This window comes from Paenibacillus sp. FSL H8-0260 (assembly GCF_045040625.1).
Classification (GTDB): Bacteria; Bacillota; Bacilli; order Paenibacillales; family Paenibacillaceae; genus Paenibacillus_AQ; species Paenibacillus_AQ odorifer.
Window position 1 is genome coordinate 4151616 of record NZ_CP150298.1, and the last position, 25742, is coordinate 4177357.

25 protein-coding genes are annotated in these 25742 nt (G+C 43.7%); 10 read left to right on the forward strand and 15 right to left on the reverse strand.

Features of this window, described 5'->3' with window-relative positions; genetic code table 11:
• Positions 1-23: 23 nt before the first annotated feature.
• Positions 24-2135: a glycoside hydrolase family 52 protein gene (locus tag MHI51_RS18410; RefSeq protein ID WP_076277809.1), complete on the reverse strand. Its 2112-nt coding sequence runs from the start codon at positions 2133-2135 to the stop codon at positions 24-26.
• Positions 2136-2308: 173 nt separating this feature from the next.
• Between MHI51_RS18410 and MHI51_RS18415 the strand changes: the two genes are divergently transcribed.
• Positions 2309-3223 carry a helix-turn-helix domain-containing protein gene (locus MHI51_RS18415; protein ID WP_076277792.1) on the forward strand — a complete coding sequence of 305 codons (915 nt, stop codon included), beginning with the start codon at positions 2309-2311 and terminating at the stop codon, positions 3221-3223.
• 78 nt (positions 3224-3301) lie between these two features.
• Here MHI51_RS18415 and MHI51_RS18420 read toward each other — a convergent pair whose 3' ends face one another.
• The 5 genes from MHI51_RS18420 to MHI51_RS18440 all read right to left on the reverse strand — a co-directional run bounded on the left by MHI51_RS18420 (position 3302) and on the right by MHI51_RS18440 (position 10130).
• Positions 3302-4138 (reverse strand): carbohydrate ABC transporter permease, encoded by an 837-nt coding sequence (locus tag MHI51_RS18420; RefSeq protein WP_175619013.1) that lies wholly within the window; start codon positions 4136-4138, stop codon positions 3302-3304.
• A gap of 1 nt (position 4139) precedes the next feature.
• Entirely contained in the window at positions 4140-5078 is a 939-nt protein-coding gene (locus MHI51_RS18425; RefSeq protein WP_076129834.1) for a carbohydrate ABC transporter permease, read from the reverse strand.
• Positions 5079-5161: 83 nt separating this feature from the next.
• The gene (locus MHI51_RS18430; RefSeq protein ID WP_076190970.1) at positions 5162-6511 is read right to left on the reverse strand and encodes an ABC transporter substrate-binding protein; all 1350 of its coding nucleotides are present in this window, start codon (positions 6509-6511) and stop codon (positions 5162-5164) included.
• Between the two features lie 203 nt (positions 6512-6714).
• Positions 6715-8496, reverse strand: coding sequence for a sensor histidine kinase (locus MHI51_RS18435; RefSeq protein WP_341003057.1), 1782 nt, complete (start codon positions 8494-8496; stop codon positions 6715-6717).
• Between the two features lie 32 nt (positions 8497-8528).
• Positions 8529-10130 carry a response regulator gene (locus tag MHI51_RS18440; RefSeq protein ID WP_341003058.1) on the reverse strand — a complete coding sequence of 534 codons (1602 nt, stop codon included), beginning with the start codon at positions 10128-10130 and terminating at the stop codon, positions 8529-8531.
• A 279-nt stretch (positions 10131-10409) separates the two neighbouring features.
• Here MHI51_RS18440 and MHI51_RS18445 point away from each other — a divergent pair, with 279 nt between their 5' ends.
• The 3 genes from MHI51_RS18445 (at position 10410) to MHI51_RS18455 (ending at position 13098) form a co-directional block, all read left to right on the forward strand.
• Positions 10410-10892 (forward strand): MarR family transcriptional regulator, encoded by a 483-nt coding sequence (locus MHI51_RS18445; RefSeq protein WP_076217823.1) that lies wholly within the window; start codon positions 10410-10412, stop codon positions 10890-10892.
• A 156-nt stretch (positions 10893-11048) separates the two neighbouring features.
• Complete coding sequence (locus tag MHI51_RS18450; protein ID WP_076182520.1) at positions 11049-12284, forward strand: MFS transporter; 1236 nt, start codon at positions 11049-11051, stop codon at positions 12282-12284.
• A gap of 61 nt (positions 12285-12345) precedes the next feature.
• Entirely contained in the window at positions 12346-13098 is a 753-nt protein-coding gene (locus MHI51_RS18455; RefSeq protein ID WP_405173172.1) for a YdcF family protein, read from the forward strand.
• Here the strand turns inward: MHI51_RS18455 and ybaK are convergent.
• From ybaK to MHI51_RS18480, 5 genes are all read right to left on the reverse strand, one after another.
• Positions 13087-13560, reverse strand: coding sequence for a Cys-tRNA(Pro) deacylase (gene ybaK, locus MHI51_RS18460; protein WP_076217825.1), 474 nt, complete (start codon positions 13558-13560; stop codon positions 13087-13089). The genes MHI51_RS18455 and ybaK overlap by 12 nt on opposite strands.
• Before the next feature lie 100 nt (positions 13561-13660).
• A complete protein-coding gene (locus tag MHI51_RS18465) occupies positions 13661-13912 on the reverse strand; it encodes a YolD-like family protein (protein WP_036688306.1) in 252 nt (83 codons plus the stop codon).
• Positions 13913-13997: 85 nt separating this feature from the next.
• Complete coding sequence (locus tag MHI51_RS18470) at positions 13998-14816, reverse strand: radical SAM protein (RefSeq protein ID WP_076277796.1); 819 nt, start codon at positions 14814-14816, stop codon at positions 13998-14000.
• A complete protein-coding gene (locus MHI51_RS18475) occupies positions 14813-15346 on the reverse strand; it encodes a methylated-DNA--[protein]-cysteine S-methyltransferase (protein WP_076217827.1) in 534 nt (177 codons plus the stop codon). Before MHI51_RS18475 ends, MHI51_RS18470 begins: the two co-directional genes overlap by 4 nt.
• Positions 15336-15956 (reverse strand): bifunctional transcriptional activator/DNA repair enzyme AdaA, encoded by a 621-nt coding sequence (locus MHI51_RS18480; protein WP_076217828.1) that lies wholly within the window; start codon positions 15954-15956, stop codon positions 15336-15338. The genes MHI51_RS18475 and MHI51_RS18480 overlap by 11 nt, the downstream gene beginning before the upstream one ends.
• A 213-nt stretch (positions 15957-16169) precedes the next feature.
• Here MHI51_RS18480 and MHI51_RS18485 point away from each other — a divergent pair, with 213 nt between their 5' ends.
• A complete protein-coding gene (locus tag MHI51_RS18485) occupies positions 16170-16712 on the forward strand; it encodes a MerR family transcriptional regulator (protein WP_076277798.1) in 543 nt (180 codons plus the stop codon).
• A 146-nt stretch (positions 16713-16858) separates the two neighbouring features.
• Here MHI51_RS18485 and aspA read toward each other — a convergent pair whose 3' ends face one another.
• Both aspA and MHI51_RS18495 read right to left on the reverse strand, forming a co-directional pair.
• The gene (aspA, locus tag MHI51_RS18490) at positions 16859-18283 is read right to left on the reverse strand and encodes an aspartate ammonia-lyase (RefSeq protein WP_036689072.1); all 1425 of its coding nucleotides are present in this window, start codon (positions 18281-18283) and stop codon (positions 16859-16861) included.
• A gap of 400 nt (positions 18284-18683) precedes the next feature.
• Entirely contained in the window at positions 18684-20360 is a 1677-nt protein-coding gene (locus tag MHI51_RS18495; protein ID WP_076217829.1) for a hypothetical protein, read from the reverse strand.
• A 229-nt stretch (positions 20361-20589) separates the two neighbouring features.
• Here MHI51_RS18495 and kduI point away from each other — a divergent pair, with 229 nt between their 5' ends.
• Genes kduI through kduD form a run of 3 tightly spaced genes read left to right on the forward strand, consistent with a single transcriptional unit; the run spans position 20590 to position 23012 of the window.
• Positions 20590-21423: a 5-dehydro-4-deoxy-D-glucuronate isomerase gene (gene kduI, locus MHI51_RS18500; RefSeq protein WP_036688322.1), complete on the forward strand. Its 834-nt coding sequence runs from the start codon at positions 20590-20592 to the stop codon at positions 21421-21423.
• 34 nt (positions 21424-21457) lie between these two features.
• Positions 21458-22213 (forward strand): DeoR/GlpR family DNA-binding transcription regulator, encoded by a 756-nt coding sequence (locus tag MHI51_RS18505; protein ID WP_076129821.1) that lies wholly within the window; start codon positions 21458-21460, stop codon positions 22211-22213.
• A gap of 43 nt (positions 22214-22256) precedes the next feature.
• Positions 22257-23012 (forward strand): 2-dehydro-3-deoxy-D-gluconate 5-dehydrogenase KduD, encoded by a 756-nt coding sequence (gene kduD / locus MHI51_RS18510; RefSeq protein ID WP_036688326.1) that lies wholly within the window; start codon positions 22257-22259, stop codon positions 23010-23012.
• A gap of 385 nt (positions 23013-23397) precedes the next feature.
• On the opposite strand, the gene MHI51_RS18515 is transcribed toward kduD, so the two are convergent.
• A complete protein-coding gene (locus MHI51_RS18515) occupies positions 23398-23838 on the reverse strand; it encodes a hypothetical protein (protein WP_341003069.1) in 441 nt (146 codons plus the stop codon).
• Between the two features lie 2 nt (positions 23839-23840).
• Positions 23841-24365: a hypothetical protein gene (locus MHI51_RS18520; RefSeq protein ID WP_076217831.1), complete on the reverse strand. Its 525-nt coding sequence runs from the start codon at positions 24363-24365 to the stop codon at positions 23841-23843.
• Between the two features lie 142 nt (positions 24366-24507).
• Between MHI51_RS18520 and MHI51_RS18525 the strand changes: the two genes are divergently transcribed.
• Together MHI51_RS18525 and MHI51_RS18530 are read left to right on the forward strand one after the other, a co-directional pair.
• Entirely contained in the window at positions 24508-25158 is a 651-nt protein-coding gene (locus tag MHI51_RS18525; protein WP_076190947.1) for an NUDIX domain-containing protein, read from the forward strand.
• Positions 25155-25700: a GNAT family N-acetyltransferase gene (locus MHI51_RS18530; RefSeq protein WP_405173173.1), complete on the forward strand. Its 546-nt coding sequence runs from the start codon at positions 25155-25157 to the stop codon at positions 25698-25700. Before MHI51_RS18525 ends, MHI51_RS18530 begins: the two co-directional genes overlap by 4 nt.
• The last annotated feature ends 42 nt before the right edge of the window (positions 25701-25742 follow it).

Here is a 25742-nt window from a genome sequence, read left to right on the forward strand (position 1 = left end):
CTACTTATTGAAACTATCTACTCTTATTTCTCATCCAACCACAAAATCGCTGTAACGCCACGCGGATAATATTTACTGCCCGTGATCTCACCGGAAATAATCTGATCGCTCCAGCTCCAGATGGAAAGCTCCGGATGGGTGAGCCAAGCTACGTGAGCACGATCCGCTGCCGCTCCCCGTTCCTCCCATTCCAGTCCCAGAATGCTGCGGGCGATGAATTGGGAGAGATAGATTTTACTGAGCCAGCTATTATTGCTGGTTGAAGAGATTTTCCAGCCTCCGTCTTCGAATAAGCATACTCCCGGCTGTAACACCGCATGCAGATGCTTGTCGAGTGCGCCAATATAGGCGGCGAACCGTCCATTACGATCAAGAGCTTCTTTGCAGCCTGTAAAGTAAGGGAACACAAGGCCTTCGATAGCCGGAATGATCTTGGAGTCATTGCCTTCTCCAATGACAGCCGGAATATACCCGTCTGCTGTAACACTTGCCACCATTGTTGCGGCGCATTTTTCAGCCTGATCCCCTGCTGTTTTGGACTGTTCCGCACGCCCATGCTCTGCAAATATTTTCTCCATAGCCAAGTAAGCAGCCCAGCATTTTCCTGCCAGATAAATATTGTTACGAGCCTGACCTAAAGACACATCCAGACTGTCATACGTAGTAATTTCGGCTCCGCCCATCGTACGTGAGCTATCAAGCCCCATGACACCATTTCTTTGTTCAGGATCTGGATGATCGCGATTTACCATGCTATCCAGGCATTTCTCCATAATACTGAGATTACGTTCCATCCAGCCGCGGTCGCCTGTATGCTCTACATAAGTTGCTGCACTCAGCACCCAGTTAACCAATTGTTCATGTGTCATATGTGAGAAACAACCATCAATGCCATAGACCTCATAAGCAGAATATCCCGGACGTGAAACTACGTTGGCTACACCCATATCATGTGTGAAGCTAATTCCACCTGGATACTCTGTATCATCACCCGGGAAACGCACCGTATCTTCGTAGCTGAATCTTTCCACGAACATATCTAGTTCATTACGTACAGTCCAAGAATTCAAACGCAGCTCATAAAATAACTGATCGACGGTAAGATCAAAGGTATTCATCATCCGGTATTCGCCTTCGTTGACGATCCAAAATGGCTTATTCTTGTAGTCCAGCAATTGCGTGGAGCCATAATAACTACGAATCGCATGCGCTAACATAAAGGTTTGATCTGCGGAAAGGTCATCATGAGTAAATCTATCGTTAGCTTGCTCCGCTTCTTGCTTAAGGATATCAAATCTAGCTAATGCATATTCAGCCACTGCCTCTATATTGTTGAAATAATGATTGTAGTAATAAGAAGCATCAATTCCTGAGGTGACATAACCTGAACGGTGAAAACAAATAGCAAAGCGGTAAGTTTCTTTTACTCCGGCTGGAACATCCATGATCAAAGCGCCGACTCGTCCCAGTCCAAAGGTCCAATTCTCCTGCAGCTCCTCCGTTAGAATATCCTCCATCGTGAAATGCAGTGCGGACTTTGCAGTTCCTTTTTCCGCAGCAATCGCAATAAATCTTCCTTGGCCAACGCCTGTAATCTCCGATGATACATCATCCAGTCTTCTCATTCCGCTATACACATCTGTTCCCTGAAAACCAAAGAATGCACGGCGCGAGGTGGCGGATGAGGAGTTGTCCACTTCGAGTTCAACCAGCACTGCAGGCAGCAGCACATCCTTCATTTCTTCTATAGAGGCAGTTTCTGGATCCGGTACAGAACGAACGGGGGACAGAATCCGGAAGGTCAAATCACCCGCACTCCAGCTGTCTGTGGCTACATGAAAATCTCTGGAAATCTTATTCTCTTGAAAAGGGAACAGAATATTCTCCTTGTCAGGATTAGGATCCGGATTCTCAATATCATAACGTTTGCTTTCGTCCTCACCCCCGATTTCATGAAATGGCAGTGTATCATATCCCTTCCCGTCAGCACGTTCTAATCCTATGAATATATTTTGTCTAGGTGGTTTTCCAATCTCCAGATCGAAACCTCCACTAGCTCCTTTGAATCCTAAAGTGAAACTCGCAAATGCACCAATCGGTGAATGATGGGCATTAAAAAATTGATTATGCGCCATAAATAATAACACTCCTTCCAGCATGGTCCCGGATACCTCCGGGCTATATCTCCATGTTATCGATCTTTCCGGAAGTACAACAGGGTTAAAGCCTTCTTTTATTTGGGCAAATCAAACATCGATAATAACCTATGTTATAATGAAGCCAAACTTTACAGTAAAAGAGGATTGAAATGATCTCGAATGATCCCGCTTTTCATAATTCTATTGATGGCCAGATGTCACCAGACATCCAAGCGGCTTTCCATATCTTCGCCGCGCATTGGAGAAAAGTAAATCCGGATTGGCAATATCCCGTACACACTCATCCTATGTTTGAGATTAACGTTGTACTGCAGGGTGAGCAACATATGACGGTCGGCAATAAATCTTTTATCCAGCAAAGCGGTGATATTTTGTTCATTCGTCCCGGTGTAGAACATAGCAGCCTCGGTTCGAATGCTAGTCGTGACATGACTTATTACTGCCTACATTTTGATATTGATGATCTGATTTTACGGCGAGCTTTGCTAACAGCAGACGCTGTTAGTCTAAGTGGGAATACCCCGGAGCTGCGAGCCATTCGTTCCGCTCTAGATGTCATCATAAATTCTTCCATCCTGTCAGAGTCAAAGGACACACACAGAAATCGCCTGATTACATTGCATGCTTCGCTGCAACTTCTAACCGCGCTCAGCGGCTGGGTACTTTCGGAGATGCCCCTCCTGGCAGATACAGAAGCTACGGAAAATACCGTCGCCTTAGCTAACGCCATCGAAGGATTGCTGCAAGAATCTGTCTCCTCTGCTGCAAGCACAGGCGAAAGAGGCGGCGGTATTGAGTACATTGCGGCAAAACTCGGATACAGTACAACTCACTGCAATCGTGTTTTCCACCAAATTTATGGCATGTCGCCAAGACAATATTTATCCCGCTTGATCATTCGTCACGCCAAACTGCTGCTAATGGATAATAGTCTATCTGTCGAATCGGTCGCCCACCGGCTAGGATACCGGGATGTGTCCCATTTCAGCAAGCAATTCAAACGCTGGACAGGTCTCCCGCCAATGGGCTACCGCCGTTTAACCGCGAATCCAAATACGCTTTAGTGATTGTTACGCATACAAAAAAAAGGGATGTACCCCGCAGCCCACTAAGTGGTTACAGGATATATCCCTTTTTATGAATTAACCCTTCGTTGCACCAGACGCAATCCCCTTAACAAAATACTTCTGCAAGGCGATAAACACAATCAGCACAGGCACAACCGACATTGCTGTTCCTGCAAAAATCATATCCCAACGTGAGGAGAATTCTCCGATATAACGGTAAATTTCCACGACCATAGTTTTAGCCTGTCCTGAAGGCAATACCAGCATCGGCATCAGGAAATCATTCCAGATTCCAAGTCCGTTTAAGACCACCATACTGGCTGTGACGGGTCCTAGCAGCGGGAAAACAATTTTCCAGAATATCGCATAACGAGAACATCCGTCGATCTCTGCCGCTTCTTCAATTTCTCTAGGAATGCCTTTGACAAAGCTTGTATACAGCAGGCACCCAAAGCCCACCGCACCGGCTACATAAATTAGAATTGGACCGGCAAGGCTGCCGTATAACCCCAGCATTCTAAGCTCTTTAAACAGAGGAATCATATACGCCTGAAAAGGGATCATCATTCCTGCTAAAAAGTAAACGAACATGAACCGGGTCCATCTGGCATTTCTGCGTTCAATTGCGTAGCCCGCCATCGGAATAATCAAGACCTGTGCCGCAATAGAAAATGCTGTCAAAATCAGACTATTCAGAATAGCCCGTGGAAACTCTGTTTCGGTTAACAGATATTTAAAGCTGTCCAGATAAAGGGTTTTCGGAAAAGCAATGGCATCCTTCATAATCTCTGCATTACTCTTGAAGGCTGACATCAAATTAAAGAAAATAGGAAAGAAAAAGATAATAGCCACTAATAATGTAACAATGAAAAGTGCGATTTGCCCAACTCTTTTGCGTGTCTGCATCGTCATCTTAGAGCTGCACCTCCCGCTTCTGGAGAACCTTCACTTGGAAGACTGTAATGATAAGTATGATTAAGAACAAGACCATCGCCAGCGCAGTACCAAAACCTTGTCTTAATTCACCAAACCCAACCTTATAAATAATATAAGTTAATGTCTCCGTCTCAAAGCCCGGACCACCATCCGTCATGACGGCAATCTGATCAAAAATCTTCAAGGCACTGATCATCGATAATACCATACATACAGTCATTGACCCCGCAAGCAGCGGAAAGGTAATATGCCGGAACTGTTGCCAGCCCCCTGCTCCATCAATACTAGCCGCCTCATTCAATTCCTGCGGAATACCTTGCAATCCAGCGAGATAAATGATCATATAATACCCCGCGCCTTTCCAAACGGTAGACAAAATAATCGACAGCATCGCATATTTAGGATTGCCCAACCAATCCACAATCCAGGTTCCAAGCCCAACAGACTCCAGAATCTGATTAAATACACCAAAGTTGTAATTCAGGATCATCGCCCAGACGAAACCCATTACGATCCCACTAAGCAACGTAGGGAAATAAAATACACTTCTGAATAAATTCCGGAACCAGCGTACCTTATCGACCATCATAGCCATTGCAATTGCTGCAATATTCTCTAGAACAACAAGTGAAATAGTCATGATCATCGTATTTTTCAGTGCGTTATGCACCCTTGGACTATTCCAAATTTCCACAAAGTTAGCGAAGCCGATATACCTTACGTTGTCGCTAATGCCATCCCATGAGGTGAAGCTTAAATAGACACTGCCTACCGTAGGGACGATAACGAACAAGGTGTACAAAATAAATGATGGTAATATGAACAGCAGAGCGTAGGACTGCCATTTTTTCTTTTTCTTTTTGTGCTGCACAGTGCCTATCAATGACTTGTCAGCATTTACTGCGGATGTAGCCATGGCTACTCTCCCTCCCTTAAAGACCGCGCTTGTTAAAAAGAGAACCTCTGCAGCAGCAGAGGTTGCTCGATCAGGCGCTGCTCTTACATCTGATTAGCTTTCACTTGGTTGTCATACTCTGTATCCGCATCTTTCATGTACTTCGCTACATCTCCATCTTTTACCACGAGATCCTGCAACAGCTTGTAGTACCAGTTACGGAATTGTGGAGGGATTAGATTGTCTCCCCACCAGTTATTGATCGCCAACGATTTCACTACATTCGGGTCAGCAATAAGATCCAAAGCCACCTGCATTTGTTCACTTGTGTCATAGGTTACTTTCTCTTTTGTTGAAGGAATCGCATTTATCGTTGCTAAATAGTTCGAATACTGTTCTGGGGCGAAGAAGAAACGGATAAAGTCTTTGATGGCTTCTGTTTTGTCTGCATCCTTAGCGGCTTCAGCCGATAAAGACCAGCCTGCTGGTGACGGAAGACCAATGACATTGATTTTCCCTTCACGGTCAGGAAGAGCATAGAAGCCAAATTCAAAGTTCGGGTCTGCTTCAGCGATTTGTGTAAACATCCACGTACCGGAGTACAATTGTGCTGCTTTGCCAGAAACAAGAATCGAAGCGGTCTGATTGTCGCCCGTGCTGAGCCAACCTTTATCGACATAATTCTTGAACAATTCTTTGAAGTCCGTTATGCCCTGAACTACATTAGCATCAGTGAAGCTGACCGTTTTAGCGGTACGTTTGGAGTTCCAATCTGCATCTTTCGAGTAGACCTCATCAATCAGGAATTTGTTAACCCAGAAGCCCATATGGAAAATATCTTTTCCGCCTACTACAATCGGAGTAATGCCCGATGTTTTCAATTTTTCTTGGATGGCGATGAATTCGTCATAGGTTTTTGGAAGCTCGGTGATCCCTGCATCCGCATATGCTTTTTTGCTGTAGATAATCCCTTGGGGAGCGTTCACTTGCAGCGGTGCGTTCCACACCTTACCATCCACTTGTGGAGGGGCTTCGAACAAATCTAGCAGATCGGAAGGCAGCTCTACAATCTTACCCGCATCGGCAAAAACTTCTGTATCCCGCATTTCCACCAGGTCCGGGAATTCACCCACAGCATCCTTGGTTTTCAGCCAGTCAAGATAGGCAGCGGATGAAGTTTCGCTCAAATCTTTAATAGTGACATTCGGATTAGCTGCAGTAAACTTTTTGACCGTATCTGAGATAGCTTTTTTGGTGGCCGGATCTCCGGAGGCGTAACCTATCGTAAAGCTAACCTCTTTTTTGGTCTCTTGCGGTGTATTTGAAGGCGTCTCGGATGCTGGCGTATTAGTTGCCTTACTTCCTGCATTATTATTATTTCCACCGCAAGCAGTCAAAACTGTTGTTGTGGCAAGTAACAATACGGATAGTTTCATCATTGTTTTTTTGTACATATCATAATAGCCTCCCCTTTTAGTGAACCGTGGAAACTGAAGCAAGATGTGCGCATCATCTCTCGAAAGCGTTTCCGTTGCTAATAGAATAGCATTCCTTATAAATAGTTAGAATGAACTTTTTTAAGCGGGATATGCGGTGAATTTAAGAATAAGTAAAAAAAAGAACGAAAGACCGCAGTCTTCCGTTCATCGTCTATCCTTTACGCATTCTCCGAATCCGAGATTTTATACGGATCCTCTACAATCGGAAGCAACAATAGAATTGATGTCCCAATATGCTCCCGGCTGCTGATAGATACCCCGTATTCTGCACCGTACACTGTACGAATTCGTTCATGTACATTTTTTAGTCCAACATTTTTGCTAGGCGAACTAGGCTCTTCCAAGGTTTCAGCCAACTGCTGTACCTTTTCCTTGCTCATACCGATTCCATCATCATAGATCGTAACCAACAGCATTTCATCTTTCTTTTCGATCGTCAATCCAACTGTCCCTCTGCCTTGACTGCGCAAGCCATGCTGGATAGCATTTTCAACTATCGGCTGAAGTGACAATTTCAGAATGTACCAGTTCAGATCCACTTCGGGTGAGAGATCGACTACAAGCTCAAACTTATTCTCATACCGCACAGAGATAATATAGAAATAATCCCGTAGATGCTCCAGCTCCTGTCGTATGCTTACCCTATCCTCTCCATAGTCGATTACATATTTCAACTGGTTAGAGAGTGATAAAATCATATCTGCGACCTCATCATTATCTTTATCCACCGCATTCATTCGAATGACTTCCAGGGTGTTGTATAAATAATGCGGACGAATCTGACTCTTCAGAGCATTTAACTCCGTTTGCTTCTGCTTGATCTGGGCAACGTAAGCTTCATCGATATAGGCTTGTAAACGCTCGACCATTCGGTTAAAACCATGGCTAAGTCTACCCATTTCATCATTGCTGTTCACGACCATCTGGGTATCCAAATTACCGGATTCTACGATAGCCATTTGCTTAATTAAGTTCCGAATCGGAGCAGCCAGCCGCCTAGAGAACCAGACGCCCATGATGATCATTGCAATCGCACAAATAAACATCGCTATAAACACCGTCGTACGTGCTGAAAAAAGCTGATCGAATAAATTCGCTCGATGAATTCTGGCAGTCACCGTGCCTTTAAGAAAAGGAATCTCTTCACTGAGAACGATCATCTCCTCGTCCTTTTTAGCCCGAAAAGCCTCTCCATTCGCCGACCTTGTCTCATTCGTGAAATATACATTTCCGTCGCCATCCAGCAGGAATAATTCATCTTGTCTCCCCAGATTTAATTCTCTGAAGAACTGATTAAATAACGAAACATCCACATCCATAAACAAGGTCCCTACTATCTTGGGATCTTTGGTGACACGCCCGGAAATATCAATTAAAGTACGGCCGATGGTGAACACACTGCGCTTTGAACCTGTATAATATTCTTCGGAATGGGTAGGGAAAATTGCCACTTGTGAAGGATTTGGAGCCATTTTAGTTAACCACTCTTGATAAGGCAGCAAATCAAAATTGACCCCTCTGTTTTCTTTTTCCTGATAGTAGAGCTTATCGTCTGACTCCCTATGAAAATAAACACTGGTGATGTAGGAATCACTGTAGAGAACTGTTTTTAGAAAGGTTTCAATAGGAATCGTATTGATCTGCTCCAGCTCATTTACATTATAGGTTTGATTCTGCGAATAACTCTCGATAAAACCTTCATATCGTCCCGTATACATCAGCTTAGAGACCTCATTGTACTGATTAAAAGCTGAATTCAGGTTATAGCTCATATATAGCACCATTTGCTGCAAATTGCTTGTTGTGTAACGCTCGACATATCCGGAAAACGTCTGCACAGAAATGTAGCTAAGTGCAAAAAGCGGAATTAGGCCGACTAATAAAAAGGAAGCGGAGAATTTAACAAATATACTTTTGGATCTTCGGCCCCAGATAAACATGAATGAAGGCATCCCCTTTGCTATCCATCTGACTATTGGCTTTTGAAGGATTGCTTATATTCTTGTGGCAGCTTGCCATATTTCTTCTTAAACATATCGCTAAAATGCCGGGCATTGTTGTAGCCTACACTATCAGCAATCTCATAAACCATCATATCGCTTTGCAGCAATAAACGAAGGGCATGATTCATCCTCACCTCAGTGACATAATTCTTAAAGTTCTGTCCGGTATGTTTTTTGAAAAAGCTGCTGAAATAATAGGAATTCATAAACATCATCCCTGCCATAGATTCCAGTGTAATATTTTCTGGATAATGCTCCTCAATATAAGCCTTCACCTGGGATAGCTGTTTCAGTTCCTTACTGCCCATGCGACTGCCAATTTGCCCGGACATTTTGCTCAAAAGCACACGGAAATCTTCCTCCACCTCTTGGAAGGTAGAATAATTAGCCAATCGTTCAAGAATCGGATTTGTATCCTGAAGTGATGGACCTGCCTCCACACCGAATTGAATAAGCTCCTGTTCAAGCTGCAAGAATGTATTGTATACGGTAGAAACGGCTTGGTTTCTATTCCCGCCTGCCGTCTGCCGGATCGTCTGAAATAATCGCAGGCACTCTTGCTCAATTTGTTCTTTGTGTTGTAATTTCATGGCAATCCCAAGGGCGGACTGGATTTCATGCAGCGGAGCTTGAATCAATGATTCACTCTCATACCTGCTCTCTTTAACAGGAATCACACGATTAGGCCCTGTAAAATATTTATAATTTAGCGCTTTCAAAGCTTGGCGATAAGATTCATCAGCATCATCCATACCGTCAACAGGATTGCCTACCCCAAGGGTCACCTTTAATTTCAGAAAACTTGTAATTTTGTCATGGAGGTCTAAGGCAATTCTCGCTGGTTCCTCAGCATGCTCATGCTGGAGCAGAATACAAAAACGTTCCCCTTTGCGGAACATATAGCTATTATCGCTTTGCTCCACGGTTTCTTTAATAATGTTAGACAGAGCAAAATCAATTAGCTTACGTTCGCGTTCTTCCCATCTGGAAGGCTGCCCCGACGACTCGTCCATCTCTACCAAACAAATACTGACGTAGCGACTTAACGCAATAATTCCCATATCAAGCAAGGTGTCTGCTGTTCCCTTATTGCCGTCCGTCAGCTTGTCGAGCAATTCTTCGATCGTTAATCTGCGGTTTCTCTGTTCATAATGGTTCAGCTTCTCTTTGTTGCGCTCGCCTTCTGTTTCTTGACGAATAAGGGAAACGGCTTTGCTCACAACCTGTTCCAGCTGATTTTTGTTCACGGGCTTCACCAAATAATCCAGCGCACCATATTGCAGTGCTTGACGGGCATACGTAAACTCCTGATAAGCGCTTATAAAAATAACCTTCACCGCTCTGCCAGCTTCATGAATTTCGCGGATGATATCAATCCCTGTATATCCTGGCATGCTTATATCACTAATAATCAGATCAGGATCACAATCCTCGATCTGTTGTTTCAGCTCAATTCCATCACTGGCCTCTCCAACAATGGTGAGTCCAAGCTTCTCCCATGAAATCAGTTTTTTTAGGCCTCGCAAAATCACCGGTTCATCATCTGCGAGCAGTACCCGAATACTCTTCATTATGCAGTCCTCCTACCTTAGAGAAATCATCCCACAGCTGTCCAATCCTCTTAATCTTATGATAACAGACAAACAATCTTTGGTGCAGCTTCAAGCGGATGAACTTTCTTAAGAAGAAACCGCAGTTTCTTAAGAATATTATATCTACGCTTGTTACTACTCACCTGTTATTTTTATCTAAAGTTCAATGAAACAAACTATCCTCAACTTTAATATTGTTGAAATAGAAACAAAAAATCAATATAATTTATTAATGTAAGAGCGCTGGGAGGACAGGCCATGAACAAAGAAGATCAGGTCATGATGGGTTTCAGGGACGTATATAACAAGATGGTTTGGCTTAATAAGGATAAGATGGAAGACAGTCTTAAGGGTTATAAACCTTCTGAAGTACATTGCATCGAATACATTGAAAAAAATGCAGATTCCAACGTCACAAAACTTGCAGAGTCCTTTTATATGACTCGCGGTGCCATAAGTAAATTAACTAAGAAGCTCATCCAAAAGGGCCTCATCGAAAGCTACCAAAAATCGGATAACAAAAAAGAAATCTATTTTAGGCTTACTGAGCAAGGGAAAGTAATTTATAAAATCCATGAGGACCTGCACAAAGAGTTCCAAGAGCGGGATAAAGCCGTATTTGAGAAGGTAACTGAGGAGCAATTTGACAGTATGCTTAGCTTCGTAGAAAAGTATAGTAGGCATTTGGATGCAGAAATAAAGAAACAGGGTATAGATTTTAATCCGAATAAATTCGAATAATGAAAATGAAACTCCATGCAGCCGGGCTCTTATGAGAAAGGCTGCATTTTTATGGTTATTATTTTGTTGACACGAAAACAAAACCGTGATAAAAATGGTGATGTACCAGATTTGTTTCCAAGGAATCAAAACATCAACTTTTGAGGAGAGAATTTAATGTTCAAATTCAGATCACATAATGAACAGAACACAGAGCAAACCGTAGATAAACACGCTCTAATCTTCGGTTTGATCTCTGTGTTTCTGTGCGGAATAGGCTTCAGTATCATCATGCCCGTTGTCCCATTTTTAGTGCAGCCTTATATAAGCAATCCGGGAGAACAGGCTATAGTTGTCACGCTGCTGACGTCTGTTTATGCAGTCTGCGTATTTTTTGCAGCCCCTGCACTTGGAGCTTTGAGTGACAAATACGGGCGTCGTCCATTACTTTTGGTATGCCTTTTGGGTTCCGCGATTGGATACTTAGTTTTTGGGATAGGAGGAGCGTTATGGGTACTTTTTGTTGGACGTTTAATAGAAGGTATAACCGGCGGAAGCATAGGTACTATCTTCGCCTATTTTGCTGACATCATTCCACCAGAACAGAGAACCAAATACTTTGGCTGGGTGAGTGCAGTTGTAGGTGTAGGCACCGTCATTGGTCCAACGCTAGGAGGTTTACTTGCCAAGTTTGGTTATTCTGTACCTATGTATTTCGGAGCAATAATAACCTTATTAAATGTTGTTTACGGATTCTTTTTTATGCCTGAGAGCCTTGACAAGAACAATAGACTAAAAGAAATTACCTTGGTAAGACTGAATCCATTTACACAGCTTGCAAGCATATTGTCCATAAAAAACTTAAAAAGGCTACTGGTCTCAGCATTCTTACTCTGGATACCCAACGGATCTTTACAGGCTGTTTTTTCACAATTCACAATGGATACTTTCAGCTGGAAGCCTGCACTAATCGGACTGATGTTTTCAATTATGGGCTTCCAAGACATCATTTCACAGGGTTTCATCATGCCTAAGCTTTTGCTGAAATTTAGGGATAAACAGATCGCAATTCTTGGAATGGTTTCGGAGATTATAGGCTACAGTCTTATTGCACTATCTGCTTTGTTCTCATACTATCCGCTTTTTATCGCTGGAATGTTTATATTTGGTTTTGGGGATTCGATCTTTGGGCCTTCATTCAATGGGATGCTTTCCAAGTCTGTCGATTCTAGTGAACAAGGGAGGATTCAAGGCGGTAGCCAATCTATTCAGGCTTTAGCAAGAATGATCGGGCCTGTCATTGGAGGGCAAATATATGTATCACTTGGCCATGCTGCACCCGCTTTTATGGGGATGATCCTGATAGCTGCGGCAATATCCGTTTTGTATAAGGATACGCATGTAAATATGTAATCTTGCAATCTCATGTTACAATACAACCTGAACTTATATTTTTAGAAGGCGGTTGATACTGTTGATTTACATCATCAAATTTGTATACAGCTTTGTGCTTCCTCCCGGCCTGTTTATCGTGCTTCTGCTAGGTTTAGTCATTTGGTTATGGAAAAAAAACCGCCGGCCAGCACTAGTTCTACTCGGGGTTACACTATTAATGTATTTCTCCATGACACCCTTAATCAGCGATGCGCTGATCGGCAGTCTAGAACGGAAATATCCGCAGCCGGAAACTTTGCAAGGAGATGTCATCGTCGTACTCGGCGGGGGCGCCAGCTCTGGCACACCGGATATAGACGGCGAGGGCAATTTATACGGATCAGCGGCAAATCGCCTGCTTACTGCTGTTCGCCTCCATCGGCAGACTGGTCTGCTCATCTTATTTTCTGGCGGACAAGTATTCTCCGACAGTGGTAATGAAGCGGATATCGCGCAAAGACAACTACTGGGTCTCGGCATACCCGAAGAGGACATCCTGATCGAAAATCAATCCCTCAACACGGAGCAAAACGCTGTAAATACCGCAGCCATCCTTCAACAAACCGGACTAAAAAAACCTATATTAGTTACTTCAGGTTTTCATATGTCCCGTGCGATGTTGCACTTTAAGAATGCGGGGCTAACAGCGCAAGCCTATCCTACGGATTATATCGCCAGCGCTGATATTGCACTGCAGCCCGCCAAGTTCAGTCCCTCCCCAGGAGCGATCTCTACAACAGGGTTAGCATTGAAGGAATATTTAGGCCAGCTTGCTGCTCGGCTATTTGATTAGTTCTGTAAACTTCGCATGCACAACCTCAGCGAGTAACTGTGGGGCTACGTCCATTTGCTGGCCAATCTTCCCAGCGCTGACAGCCATCGTGTTCAGCCCTTCTGCACTGCTATCAATGAACGTGGGGTACAGCTTTTTCATTCCAACAGGTGAACAACCACCGCGGATATACCCTGTCCATTTCTGCAGATCCTTCACTGGCAGCATCTCAATTTTTTTCTCTCCGGCGGCTTTGGCCGCCTTTTTGAGATCCAGCTCTTCGGCAACTGGGATAACAAATACATAAAGATTTGCGCCGCTATGAGCGACCAACGTTTTAAAAACCGTCTCTGCCGCCTTTCCAATCTTCTCAGCCACAGCCGTGCCATGGATTAGTCCATCTTCATTGTCATAAGCGAACACTTCATAGCCGATTTTTTTGGCATCCAGCATTCGCATCGCGTTGGTTTTGGTTACTTGCATTGTTGACCTCCCTTTCTATATCCTCTATTCCTTACCTTTATGATCAAAGAGGCCCCAAAGCTATGATAGCTTTCAGGACCTCCTGTTGCTGCCGTGCCCATTAATCTCTGGGATAATTAACCTGCATGATATCCATAAAAGGAACTTTTATGATTTCTTCATGGTTACTGAGGTGTACTTTCCCGGTTCGCGAATCCATTTCCACGATCATGCCGCGTACCTCTTCTTCTTTTCCCCATACGGTCAATAAAATCTCAGAACCTTCTTGCTTAGCTTCAACTAACTGATTACCTAACTCCTCAAGCACAAATTCATCTCTTGTGGGCCGCTTGGCCACCTTTGCTTTTGCCACACTAATCCTCCAATAAGCTATTACGGATATTAAGTATATTAAATACTAAGTATGAATGCTCTCATTTATTATACCATGTTTCAGATTAAGGCTCGAACCCCTTCTGGCTCAAGAATAGCTCCTCTTCGGAAAAAACTTGCTGAAGTCCTTCATACACTCTGCGATATGCTGCAGGATCATACCAATCTTCCAGTTGCAGCTCTTCATATAGGGAATAAATCCCTAATCTCCGTGTGCGTTTGCCGCCGCTGCCGTCGCCCATAAAATAGTCATCCACACAGACTCTATCCACCAAAGCCCTTAAGGTTGCTGGAAAAGTTGGACTGCTTGGCAGTACTGGCGCTATAGTAGCTTGAATGGGGATGCCAGCTTCACGTAGAAGCTGTAACGTCTTCAGTCTTGCAGCAATGGAAGGGGCGCTTGGTGTGAATTTTTGGCGAATATCTTCTCGGTCTGTTTCTACAGTTATACTTACACGAACCTTATCCTCTAAACGTAATAATAAATCTATATCTCTGCGAACCAGCGGACTACGCGTCTGCACGAATAGGAAATCGGGCGGATCTTGAACCATAACCTCCAGTAAAGATCTCGTCACCTCTTCCTTGTGCTCTACCGGTTGATAGGGATCTGTGCTTGACGACATAAAAATAGAGACGGGACCTTTGGCCTTCGCTTTGTGCAGTTCTTTTTGTAAAATTGCAGCCGCTTCTTGTTTAACATCTACCCACGTCCCCCACTCCTCTTTGCGGAACAGCGAGACAGGCATCTGACGTACATAACAATAGGAACAGCCATAAGTGCAGCCCGTATATGGATTTAAGGAATGACTGTAGCCTGACAGATAACCTGTTCCTTTATTCAGCAAGGTTTTTGGGGAGGTGTAATTGGACTCTATTTTCATATATCTGCTGTATACTCTCCTCTCTCCAACTGAAGTAGCTTGGTCTTCATATCCAAACCACCCCGGTATCCTGTTAATGTCCCATTCTTACCAATAACCCGGTGGCAGGGCACCGTAATCAGAATCGGATTCGCGCCAATGGCAGTCCCTACCGCGCGCACCGCAGCTGGTCTTTGAATATGTGTGGCAATATCCGAATAGGACCAGGTTTGTCCATATGGAATTTCACATAACGCCTTCCACACCGCAAGCTGAAAAGGAGTTCCCTGATAATCAAAAGGAATGCCGAAGCTCTGCCGGTTCCCTTGCAAATATTCACTAAGCTCCCTCACATAAGGCGCCATCTTCTCATCGTCCTGCACCAGTTCACTCCCCGGAAAACGACGTCTAACCCATTCGCTTAATTCCTCAAAGGGTTGCTGCTGCGAACCCACATAACTTAAACCCTTCTCTGTGGCTGCAATATAAAAACTCCAGTCCTTATCGGTTAATAATGTCCAGTATAGAATAGCATTTGTTTTATTCTCCATGATTCGGTCCCTCCAAATTAAAATCAGAAGCCAACGTTACTTTCTGTTTGTTAAGCTGACGAAACTGTGTGGGCGTATACCCTGTTTTTTTCTTATATAAAGTAATAAAATACGATGTATTGGGCAGACCCACACGTAATGCAATCTCAGCAACTGCCTGCTCTGTAGTAAGCAAATACTCAGATGCCTTAGCGATTCTCTTTTGCTGTATATAATCCACGGGAGTGATTCCTGTTACTTTCTTAAAGGTTCGATGTAAATGATAAGGACTGCCATGACATACCTCAGCTAACGTTTCAAGGGTGAGGGGGGCCATATAATTATGATCAATGTACTCCGTCATCACAGCTACCCATTCCTTATCAGGAAGACGCTCACCTGTCGGTTTACATCTTTTGCAAGGACGAAATCCGGCTGCCAGCGCTTGTTCAGCATTCTGAAAAACACACGCATTCTCCCGATTGGGTGCTTTGGATTTGCAGGAGGGTCGACAAAAAATTCCTGTAGTCTTCACCGCATAAAAAAATATGTCGTTATAAGCAACATCGTTTTGCAAAATAGCCTGCCATTGCTCCTCAGTCATTTGTTCCTCATCTTCAATCCTGTTCATCGCCTTCACCTCTAATGCAATTATACCCCTGAGCAGGCTCATCTGTACTCAATTTGGAATGGAAAAGCAAGATAGTGAAATCCAAAAGGGTGAGATTGCTCGTAATTACACTTTGTTTAGCGAATACGCACTACCTTTGTCAACCGTGCAGGGAGCCGCTGCTGGACAACGAATATTACTCATAACATGACTACGTGAACTGGAGGAATCGAAATGGATATTCTAAAAACAAAAGATGCCGCAGAGCTGCTGTCAGTTAGTCTAACCACAATTAAACGTTGGGCTGCCATGTTCCCTGATTTTTTTCCAAAAGACCGATTTGGCCATTATGTGTTCTCGGAGCAGCAAATCGACCTGCTCAATCATATTAAAGACCGTATTAATCACGGAGAGGCCTTGGAATGTATACAACTCACACTCACGAATGAGCAGCAAATTTCCACATCACAACAGGAAAACCCACTACAGCACACAGATGCTGAGCCTATGAAGGATATCTTGTCTCGCATCAACAATGTTGAACGTGCACTCGATCAAAAAGCCGATGAAGTAGTATTGATCCAACTGCTCCAGCAGCGTGAGGAGCTTGAGGACCTACGAATAATGATCAAGCAAATCGCGGCATCAATAGAACCGTTGCAAGTGTCTAACGGCAAACCGCTCACCTCTTATGAAAATTCCCATTCCACTGCCTCTACCAGGCTAACGGCTCCGCCAAGAAAACGCGGCCTGTTACGTTCTTTATTTTTCTTTTAAGCCTGAAATGTAAAAAAAGAACCTACTTCAGACAATCGCGAAGTAGATTCATATAAGTAAAACATATTTAGGATCTCCCCCTGTCACCCTAAACGGTGGCGGGGGTTTGCTTTTTCCAAACAAAAAGCTCGATCCTCCGGAACATTCTACTCTTTATGCAATAAAGCTGCTCCTGCAATTCCCGGGTGTGTCATTTCGTATGGGTCCAGAATCAGATTAAGCTCTTCTTCGGTCAGCACATTATATTTAATGCACAATTCCCGTACAGATTCCCCAGTCAAAATCGCCTCTCTAGCGATCCGCGATACCACTTCATACCCCAGATGCGGGTTCACAGCCGTAATGATTCCGACACTCCGCTCCACATCCCGCTCAAGCTTCTCCTTATTGGCTTCAATCCCAGCCAGACAGAAGTCTGTGAAGACTTGGAAGGAATTGTTCATGATGCTGATGGACTGAATAAGATTGAACACAAGCACTGGCTCCATAACATTCAGCTCCAGTTGACCCGCTTGGGAAGCCAGACAGATCGTATGATCGTTCCCTATGACTTGAAAAGCCACCTGATTAATGACCTCTGCCATAACCGGATTAACTTTGCCCGGCATAATTGAAGATCCAGGCTGGCGTGCAGGCAATGAAATCTCATTAAACCCAGTCCGCGGACCGGAGGCCATCAACCGCAGATCATTAGCGATCTTGGACATGTTCATCATGCACACTTTTAGGGCAGCAGACACTTCTGTATAGGCATCCGTATTTTGGGTGGCATCGACGAGATGATCTGCCGTTACGAGCGGCAATTCACTGATCTCAGCTAAGTGCTCTACCACCAATTCAATATAACGAGGATCAGCATTTAATCCTGTACCCACTGCTGTTGCTCCCATATTGACTTCATACAAATGATGGCGTGTATGCTCAATACGTTTGATATCTCTTTCAAGCACTCTGCGATAAGCCTCGAATTCTTGACCCAGACGAATCGGCACTGCATCTTGAAGATGTGTCCGGCCCATTTTTATCACAGGATCGAATTCATCCGCTTTTACCGCAAACACATCATGCATTCTGTGCATCGTTACAAGCAGCTGCTCCAGCAGTGAAAGTGTGGCAATATGAATTGCTGTCGGAAACGCATCATTTGTAGACTGCGCCATATTTACATGTGAATTGGGACTTAAGTGACGATAGTCTCCTTTTTCATGGCCAAGCAGTTCTAAGGCACGGTTAGCAATAACCTCATTCGCATTCATATTTAACGAGGTACCTGCACCACCCTGAATAGGATCTACAATAAATTGCTCATGCCACTGACCCTCGATGATTTCTTCTGCTGCTTTCACTACAACTTCTCCAAGCCCTCGATAGAGACGGCCAACTTCCATATTTGCAAGCGCAGCGGCTTTTTTTACAATCCCCATCGCTTTGATTAACTCTTTGTGAACCCGATAGCCCGTAATAGGAAAGTTCTCGACTGCGCGTAGTGTCTGAATCCCATAATAAGCGTTCTTATCTACCTGTTTACTGCCTAGAAAGTCATTTTCTACACGAAATTCAGTTTCAATCACTGTTATATCCCTCGCATTCATTATGATTAGGTTTATTAGAAAATAAGTAAGCGCAATCATTTCTATCTCACTTAGATATTAACCTTTATTGTGACAAATGTCTCTCAGAAAAATAGGGTTTAATGTAATTAATTACTATTTAGTAACCTAACACCGCTATTCTAAAGGGAAATGTGCTTAGGGAGGATTGAATTACCAAATCGTTAGGTCTAGTTTATCCAGATAAATCGTCGTTCACCCCAATTATAAGTATTTTGGACAAAATCACGTTTACGGATACTTAGGTATCTATTGCGGGCTGTGCAATGGGGCATCACATCCTTTCATGTAGCTCCTTATTAAAGAAGCCGGCCAAAAAAGGCCGACTCGGATTACTATTTATCACAGCAATTGTGTTTTTTTATACTGAATAATGATCTAATGAGATCTGGATTCCATTAAGCTGAGCTTGCGGTAATTCTGACTCCCTACTAATACTCAAAACTAAGCTTTCACCATCTATGTTGATATAATTCGCTGCTAATACCTCTCCCACTTCGAAATTCCTTTCTTTATGAGCCATAGCTGCGGCAAAAGCCTCTAAACCAATAATACCACATTCGGCAGCTTTCTTAATGCCCAATGCTTCAACGATTACACCGCCCGGCATCCCTGCGACGGATACCTCTATGAATCTGGACCGTTCCTGCAGCTGATAAGGGTGAGATAAATAAATAATAAAATACGTCTCACCAACCTGCCCGTACAATGTATTAGGCTCTTGTTTCCATTCCCCTTGGGGAAGTACACCGATGATCGTATTCTTCTCACCCTGAGGGATTGGGAATAAAGAAATGATGACATTCTTGTGATAGAGAACCTCCATATAACGGCTTTGATGGCGGGGATCTCCCTCATTGTAGCCTTGTCCCGGATGGAAGAAATACAGCTGATTTGCGCTTCCCTCTCCACTCACAGGTAACGAAAAAGCCCAGCGAAGCTGCTCATTATCGAATTCCTCAACCCGCTCCCACATCCCGCCTGCTGCAAACTCCTCTGTAATATAAGCATAGGAATGAAGCAAAGGCTGCGGCTGTGGATCCGTTGGGACAACCTTCTGAGTAATCTTCCCTACTTCCATTGGTGTCTGGCGATTCATAGCTGCGGCTAATATTTCATCGGATGCTTGATAGAATAATAAACCGGCATACTCAGTGCGCGGCATCCTCTCAGGCAGCTGGAAATCTCCAAACTGAACATAATCATGAAGTACATTAGCATCGCCGGGAACATCATGCGGCCAGCCTCTAGAATGCGCACCAACCCAAGCGCCACGCAGATAGAATTCAGCTCGTACATTCCATAAATGGTCAAGCATTTCTTTAAGGCTCGTAGTAAGCTCCGTATCCTCAGGCGGGACAAGTTCCAACGCGCAGGTGAATGCCTGCACCCAATGCCAAAACCACGGTAGACTGCCGTATTCCGGCATCCCTTTAGTACGAATATAAGCCAGTGTATCCTTCAGACTCTGCCGGCCATCCTCAAGCAATATTTCATCCGCAAACAGGGTGCCAAAAATCAGCTTAGCAGCTGTATATTTAGCTTCATGATGCCCAAAAGTAACCACCGGCTTACGGTAGAAATCACTGCGATAAATATGTCCAAACGCTGTATTCAGAACTATGCGAAGTTGAGCATTTAATGCTCCTCCGTATCTTTTGCAAAAATACGCCAGCAGGTTGCCCATAAGCTCCACTGGTAACTCATGCGGTGACGCATCTCGCGGAACCGGATTCAAACCGAGCGGCCAATGACCATATAACTCCGTGCCGGGCTGCCGGTTCTGAAGCATTAAGATCTCCAGCAGTACATCCTGTGCTTTCTGTTTCGCTTGCTCACGATCAAAAGGCAGCTCAAAAGAATCATCAACAGCCGCTGCAAAAAGATACGAAGCATAATAAAAGTTATTTCGCACATCATCATGGAACCAGAGTCCACTTTCCAATAAAGGGCGTTGCTCTGCTTCCAGTGCTATATTAAAAATAATTTCTTGCTGACGTTCCTTATAAGTACTCTGGATATTTTTCAACCCCGGCATTACATTTCAACCTCCATCGTTTCAGTTTTATATCATCTTCCGGCATTCATGAAAATCGAGCATAATAGCTCTATTGTGCACACTTTCCGTTCATTTTGCAATTGGAAAAACCAATAAATAAACATAAATAAACGAAATAAAAAAGATTAGCACTTGTAAAATGAACATAAATGGACTAAAGTGTACCTATACGAACGATAATATGTACACAAAGGAGATTGAACATTCAATGGAAAGACGTTTCGCATCCCATCCTAATGAAGTAAAACAATTTGACACTGAGCGCCTCCGTAAGGAATTCCACATTCCCGTTATTTTTGCTCCTGATGAGCTAAAGCTTGTCCTAACCCATGAAGATCGTATGATCGTTGGTGGAGCTAATCCTGTAAAAGAAGAGGTTGCGCTAACTACTGACCTTAAAGAACTTGGGGTTACTTATTTCTTGGAACGCCGTGAACTGGGCATCATCAATGTCGGTGGTAAAGGCTCCGTGGTTGTAGATGGCACAGAATATGAAGTGGATTTCAAAGAATGTCTTTATGTAGGTCAAGGCTCTAAAGATGTAGTCTTCAAAAGTGCAGACGCTTCCAAACCTGCTAAATTCTATTTGAATTCTGCTCCTGCCCATCAGTCCTACCCTACTACCAAAACCACACTGGCCGATTCTGAATCCGGTGCGATGGGTGGTCTGGAGAACTCTAACGAGCGGACAATCCACCGCTTCATTCACACAAATGGTGTGCAAAGTGCCCAACTGGTTATGGGTATGACCCAACTGAAACCAGGCAGCATGTGGAACACCATGCCAGCACATACCCATCCACGCCGGATGGAAGCCTATTTCTATTTTGATCTTCCGGACGATTCCGTTGTGTTCCACCTGATGGGAGAACCTGACGAAACCCGCCATATCGTAATGCATAACGAACAAGCCGTTATTTCTCCAAGCTGGTCCATCCACAGTGGTGTCGGCACTCATAACTATACTTTTATCTGGAGTATGGCTGGCGATAATAAAAGATATGATGATATGGACCCCGTATCCATGAAAGAATTACAATAGAGATAAATCAACTACGGAAAGATGAGGCAGGCGGATGAACCCGATACGACGACACGAGATGATTATGGAAGTTATGCTGAACCAAAAAGATGTAACGGTGAATGAACTGAGCGATAAGCTTCAGGTTACTGGAAAAACAATACGCGAGGATTTAAGCAGGCTGGAGGAACAAGGGCTGATCGTACGTGTACATGGCGGAGCTGTGCTGGCACAAAGCGACCAGTTTGGTATTTTGCCCTCCAAGGACCCGCTGGATAAATACTCTGACGAGAAGACGGAGATTGCCTTGCGTGCGCTTGCTCATATTGAACCGGACGATATTATCGCTCTTGACGGCGGTAGCACTACGCTTGAAATTGCTCGGCGTCTGGACAATATGCCACTAACGGTAGTCACCAATGATGTATACATCATCAGCGAACTGGTTCCCAAAGATAACATCCGTCTGGTCGTTCCCGGTGGTTATCGTGTCCGTAATATGTTGGCTGGTCCTGAAGCCGTCTCCTATGTACAAAAGCTTAATATTCAAAAAGCATTCCTTTCATCGACTGCTATTCATATAGAGCATGGGCTCTCCATTTATACCGGAGATTTAATTGAGTTCAAGCAAGCCCTTGTATCTACAGCCCGTAAGGTATTCGCGGTTGTAGATCATCATAAATTCGGCCATACTGCACTGCGTACCTTTGCTTCCCTACAAGAAGTTGACGTGATTCTGACGGACAAAGGGCTCTCCCCCGAAACGGCAGATCAGTTCCGCAGTGCAGGCGTTACCATTGAATGCGGGTAAACCCGGAATAACAATCCATTTACAATAAAGGGGCGTAATTTATATGTCATCATTATTCAGCTTGGCAGGTAAAACAGCTATTGTAACAGGCGCAGCTCAAGGTCTTGGACAAGGAATCGCGCTTGCATTTGCAGAAGCCGGTGCAGACGTTGCGTCTGTCTCCCTTAATTCGAGTGAAGAAACAGTAAATGCAGCAAAAGCTTTTGGAGTAAAAGCAGTTAGTATCGAATCTGACTTAAGTGATCACAGCAAGCTGCAAAGCACTTTTGACCAAGCGCTAGAGCTGACCGGACATGTTGACATTCTCGTAAACTGCGCAGGAATGATCCGCCGTGCACCGGCAAAAGATCATAGTGAAAAAGACTGGTTTGATGTCATCAATTTGAACCTGAACACAGTTTTCCTTCTGTCGCAAATCGCAGGCCGCCACTTCCTGGAAAGAGGATCCGGCAAAATCATTAACATCGCCTCCATGCTCTCCTATCAAGGCGGAATCAATGTCCCTGGTTACACTGCGAGTAAACACGGGGTTGCGGGTCTTACTAAAGCTTTTGCCAATGAATGGGCAGGCTCCGGTCTGAACATCAATGCAATTGCACCAGGCTATATGGCTACTGAAAATACCGCTCCAATCCGTGCCGACCAAAGTCGTTCGGACTCTATCTTAGACCGTATCCCTGCAGCACGTTGGGGAACGCCTGATGATGTTAAAGGTCCTGCCGTATTCTTGGCTTCCGCAGCATCTGACTACTTGAACGGTCACGTTCTTAATGTGGATGGCGGATGGATGGCTAGATAATCCATACAAAAATGGGTGTCCCATAGGGGCACCCATTTTTTGTATGGATATGAAACACTATCGGACACAGCTGAACAATCTGCACACGCAGCAGCTAAAGACTCAACTGAGCGATCTGCGCACGCAGCAGCTTAAAGGACTCAACTAACCAATCTGCACATGCAGCACCTAAAGGACTCAGCTGACCTTATACACCGTTTTATCCGCTATTTGGACAGCTATCGGACCTCATAGCCGCTATTGGTGCAAAAAACACCAATTATAAGCTCTTTCATGAGCAATAGCGACGTTGGAGTCCGAAAACCTGCTCAAAAGGCGATAAATTCGCAAATAGGGGCATCTGGGTCCGAAAATCTCAGTATCAGTGGTTGTGGATCGTTGTGCATCATTTAAATAAGCTTGCAATGGAATTCACATCAAAAGCACTAGTCATTCTAAAGTTTCCCGAACTGTATTTGTCCTTCTTATCAAGATCTGTCACATACAGGAAGTTAGTATCCGTAAGATTCATGCCAAACCTCAAGCTGTTATTCACAATAATACTTATCCAGTAGGTCTCCGTAGATTTGTCCAAAGCACTACTTCTTCTCAATTTTACATCTGAAAAAGCATAAATGATCTTTTCAATTTCCTTCGGATCTTCAATCACTACCTTTTCATCCACTAAAGATTTCTCAATCTCGATTGAGGTGATTTCAGTTTCATCGATTTGATCCAACACTAAATTCTCAAATGAATTATAACTATGGTAGAGATTAATAATTACAGGGATTTCGATTAATAAAAAAATGAGTACGAGAAATTCATAACGTTTCTTCATATTCATAATTATGAACACCCTATTTCTACAAACTCCTCTGGATGAGTGCGAATATAATTGCCGATAATTCTATGCGTATTTGGTGTCAGGTTCTTATATCGTTCGAATAACTCACTAATTACTTCTAACAGCTGAGGGTCTCGATCCAAATCCGTGATGGCCGCATCCGCCCACTCTTTACCCAGTCGATGATTTCTTTCCTCGAGAAATGTCTTTGTTTCCTGAAGCAAAAGAATCATGGGTGAATCGTCAAAAAATCGTATGCCTCCTATCACCCCTGTCCAATACCCTGGCAGGTCTTGCATGTAGGAAATCCAAGCATAATATTCCCCTTCGGAATTACAGCTGTGACCATATAGCACTCTGAACATACATAAGGCTTGTTGCCCCTCTGTGAGCTTCGAGATCACTTCTGATTTGGTCGATGGCGATTTTCCGCGAATCAGCTGAAAGGTAGGCTCCATACAGGCCCATCCTAACCTTTCATCACTTAAAGTGTCCAAGTCTTCCCGCTTCATGGCTACTAAATTCATTTAACTCCTCCTTTGATTAACATCCAAAAATATACATATATTTCTTAACGATGTCAATAAAAATCACTTGGGGACATTAAGCAATTCGATCGTTTTTATGATAGGCTTTAAGCAGTAGATATTTTCACAAAGGAGCTTTTCTATGCATAATGAGATACTTACTATATTTGATGAAGCGGGTCACCGAATCGGTACAGCTCCACGGGCAGAAGTACATCGGTTAGGACATTGGCACGAGACCTTCCACTGCTGGTTTATAAGCAAAACCCAAGAAATCCCCTATATTTATTTACAGCTTCGTAGTGAGCAGAAACAAGATTATGCAGGATTGCTGGACATCACGGCCGCTGGACATTTGCTGACACACGAAACGGTAGAGGACGGGATTCGCGAGGTTCAAGAAGAACTCGGTTTGGAGCTAGCTTTTGATGAACTGATTCCCTTAGGTACGATTCCTTACAGTATGATCAAAGAAAATCTTATCGATAAAGAACGAGCGCATGTTTTTGTTTATAACAATCCTTATCCTCTGGACGATTTTAAGCTGCAAGAAGAAGAGGTCGCAGGAATAGTTATCACAAAGTTTGCCGACTTCCGAAGCTTTTGGCAAGGAGAAATACATAGTCTACAAATCAATGGTTTCAAAGTGGATTCAAACGGACAAAAAATCAACATTCAACAAAGTGTGGATCGGACTCATTTTGTGCCTCATGAAGCAGCCTATTTCACTCGGATCATTGAGGGCATCGAAGCAATAATTCTAACATCACCCATCGTCACGGAGGACATATGATCATTAATCCTCAAACATTTACAGTGAATGGAATCCAATACAGCATTAGATCTGCGGCCTCTCATGATGCTAAAGTGTTATCTGAATTAAGGGTGCGGATCGATGGAGAAACCGAGAATTTAGATCGGGAACCAGGCGAAGCCTTTATTGACGAAAAAGGGTTTGAACAGCTTATTCAAGCCGATTCCGAGAAAAATAATAACCTTTTTCTAGTCGCAGTAGTTGATAATCAAATCGTTGCGTTCTCCAGATGCGAAGGTTATCCCTTAAAAAGATTTGCTCATAAAGTAGAATTTGGAGTATGTGTGCTGCAGGATTATTGGGGATATGGTATTGGAAAAAATCTTCTCGCCGAATCGATTGCCTGGGCTGACACTAATGGTATTCAAAAGATCACCCTAAATGTGCTGGAAACGAACACCAACGCTATTAAGCTATATCAAAAGCTTGGCTTTGAAATTGAAGCGATTTTAAAGAAAGATAAACTTCTATCGGACGGCAAATTGTATAACACCATTATGATGGGAAGAGTTAAGAACTGATTCTATTCAAAAAAAAGGCAGAACCTGAAACTCAGGTCCTGC

What these genes read in the sequence shown, in the direction of transcription:
- kduI (WP_036688322.1), top strand. Translation starts at nt 20,590, where the DNA reads ATGGAAAGACGTTTCGCATCCCATCCTAATGAAGTAAAACAATTTGAC.
- MHI51_RS18495 (WP_076217829.1), bottom strand. Translation starts at nt 20,360, where the DNA reads ATGCCGGGGTTGAAAAATATCCAGAGTACTTATAAGGAACGTCAGCAA.
- MHI51_RS18425 (WP_076129834.1), bottom strand. Translation starts at nt 5,078, where the DNA reads ATGGCTACATCCGCAGTAAATGCTGACAAGTCATTGATAGGCACTGTG.
- MHI51_RS18440 (WP_341003058.1), bottom strand. Translation starts at nt 10,130, where the DNA reads ATGAAGAGTATTCGGGTACTGCTCGCAGATGATGAACCGGTGATTTTG.
- kduD (WP_036688326.1), top strand. Translation starts at nt 22,257, where the DNA reads ATGTCATCATTATTCAGCTTGGCAGGTAAAACAGCTATTGTAACAGGC.
- MHI51_RS18530 (WP_405173173.1), top strand. Translation starts at nt 25,155, where the DNA reads ATGATCATTAATCCTCAAACATTTACAGTGAATGGAATCCAATACAGC.
- MHI51_RS18475 (WP_076217827.1), bottom strand. Translation starts at nt 15,346, where the DNA reads ATGGAGAATAAAACAAATGCTATTCTATACTGGACATTATTAACCGAT.
- MHI51_RS18515 (WP_341003069.1), bottom strand. Translation starts at nt 23,838, where the DNA reads ATGAATATGAAGAAACGTTATGAATTTCTCGTACTCATTTTTTTATTA.
- MHI51_RS18470 (WP_076277796.1), bottom strand. Translation starts at nt 14,816, where the DNA reads ATGAAAATAGAGTCCAATTACACCTCCCCAAAAACCTTGCTGAATAAA.
- MHI51_RS18445 (WP_076217823.1), top strand. Translation starts at nt 10,410, where the DNA reads ATGAACAAAGAAGATCAGGTCATGATGGGTTTCAGGGACGTATATAAC.
- MHI51_RS18520 (WP_076217831.1), bottom strand. Translation starts at nt 24,365, where the DNA reads ATGAATTTAGTAGCCATGAAGCGGGAAGACTTGGACACTTTAAGTGAT.
- MHI51_RS18480 (WP_076217828.1), bottom strand. Translation starts at nt 15,956, where the DNA reads ATGAACAGGATTGAAGATGAGGAACAAATGACTGAGGAGCAATGGCAG.
- MHI51_RS18505 (WP_076129821.1), top strand. Translation starts at nt 21,458, where the DNA reads ATGAACCCGATACGACGACACGAGATGATTATGGAAGTTATGCTGAAC.
- MHI51_RS18430 (WP_076190970.1), bottom strand. Translation starts at nt 6,511, where the DNA reads ATGTACAAAAAAACAATGATGAAACTATCCGTATTGTTACTTGCCACA.
- MHI51_RS18420 (WP_175619013.1), bottom strand. Translation starts at nt 4,138, where the DNA reads ATGACGATGCAGACACGCAAAAGAGTTGGGCAAATCGCACTTTTCATT.
- MHI51_RS18450 (WP_076182520.1), top strand. Translation starts at nt 11,049, where the DNA reads ATGTTCAAATTCAGATCACATAATGAACAGAACACAGAGCAAACCGTA.
- MHI51_RS18415 (WP_076277792.1), top strand. Translation starts at nt 2,309, where the DNA reads ATGATCTCGAATGATCCCGCTTTTCATAATTCTATTGATGGCCAGATG.
- ybaK (WP_076217825.1), bottom strand. Translation starts at nt 13,560, where the DNA reads ATGCAAGTAACCAAAACCAACGCGATGCGAATGCTGGATGCCAAAAAA.
- MHI51_RS18485 (WP_076277798.1), top strand. Translation starts at nt 16,170, where the DNA reads ATGGATATTCTAAAAACAAAAGATGCCGCAGAGCTGCTGTCAGTTAGT.
- MHI51_RS18525 (WP_076190947.1), top strand. Translation starts at nt 24,508, where the DNA reads ATGCATAATGAGATACTTACTATATTTGATGAAGCGGGTCACCGAATC.
- MHI51_RS18435 (WP_341003057.1), bottom strand. Translation starts at nt 8,496, where the DNA reads ATGTTTATCTGGGGCCGAAGATCCAAAAGTATATTTGTTAAATTCTCC.
- MHI51_RS18410 (WP_076277809.1), bottom strand. Translation starts at nt 2,135, where the DNA reads ATGGCGCATAATCAATTTTTTAATGCCCATCATTCACCGATTGGTGCA.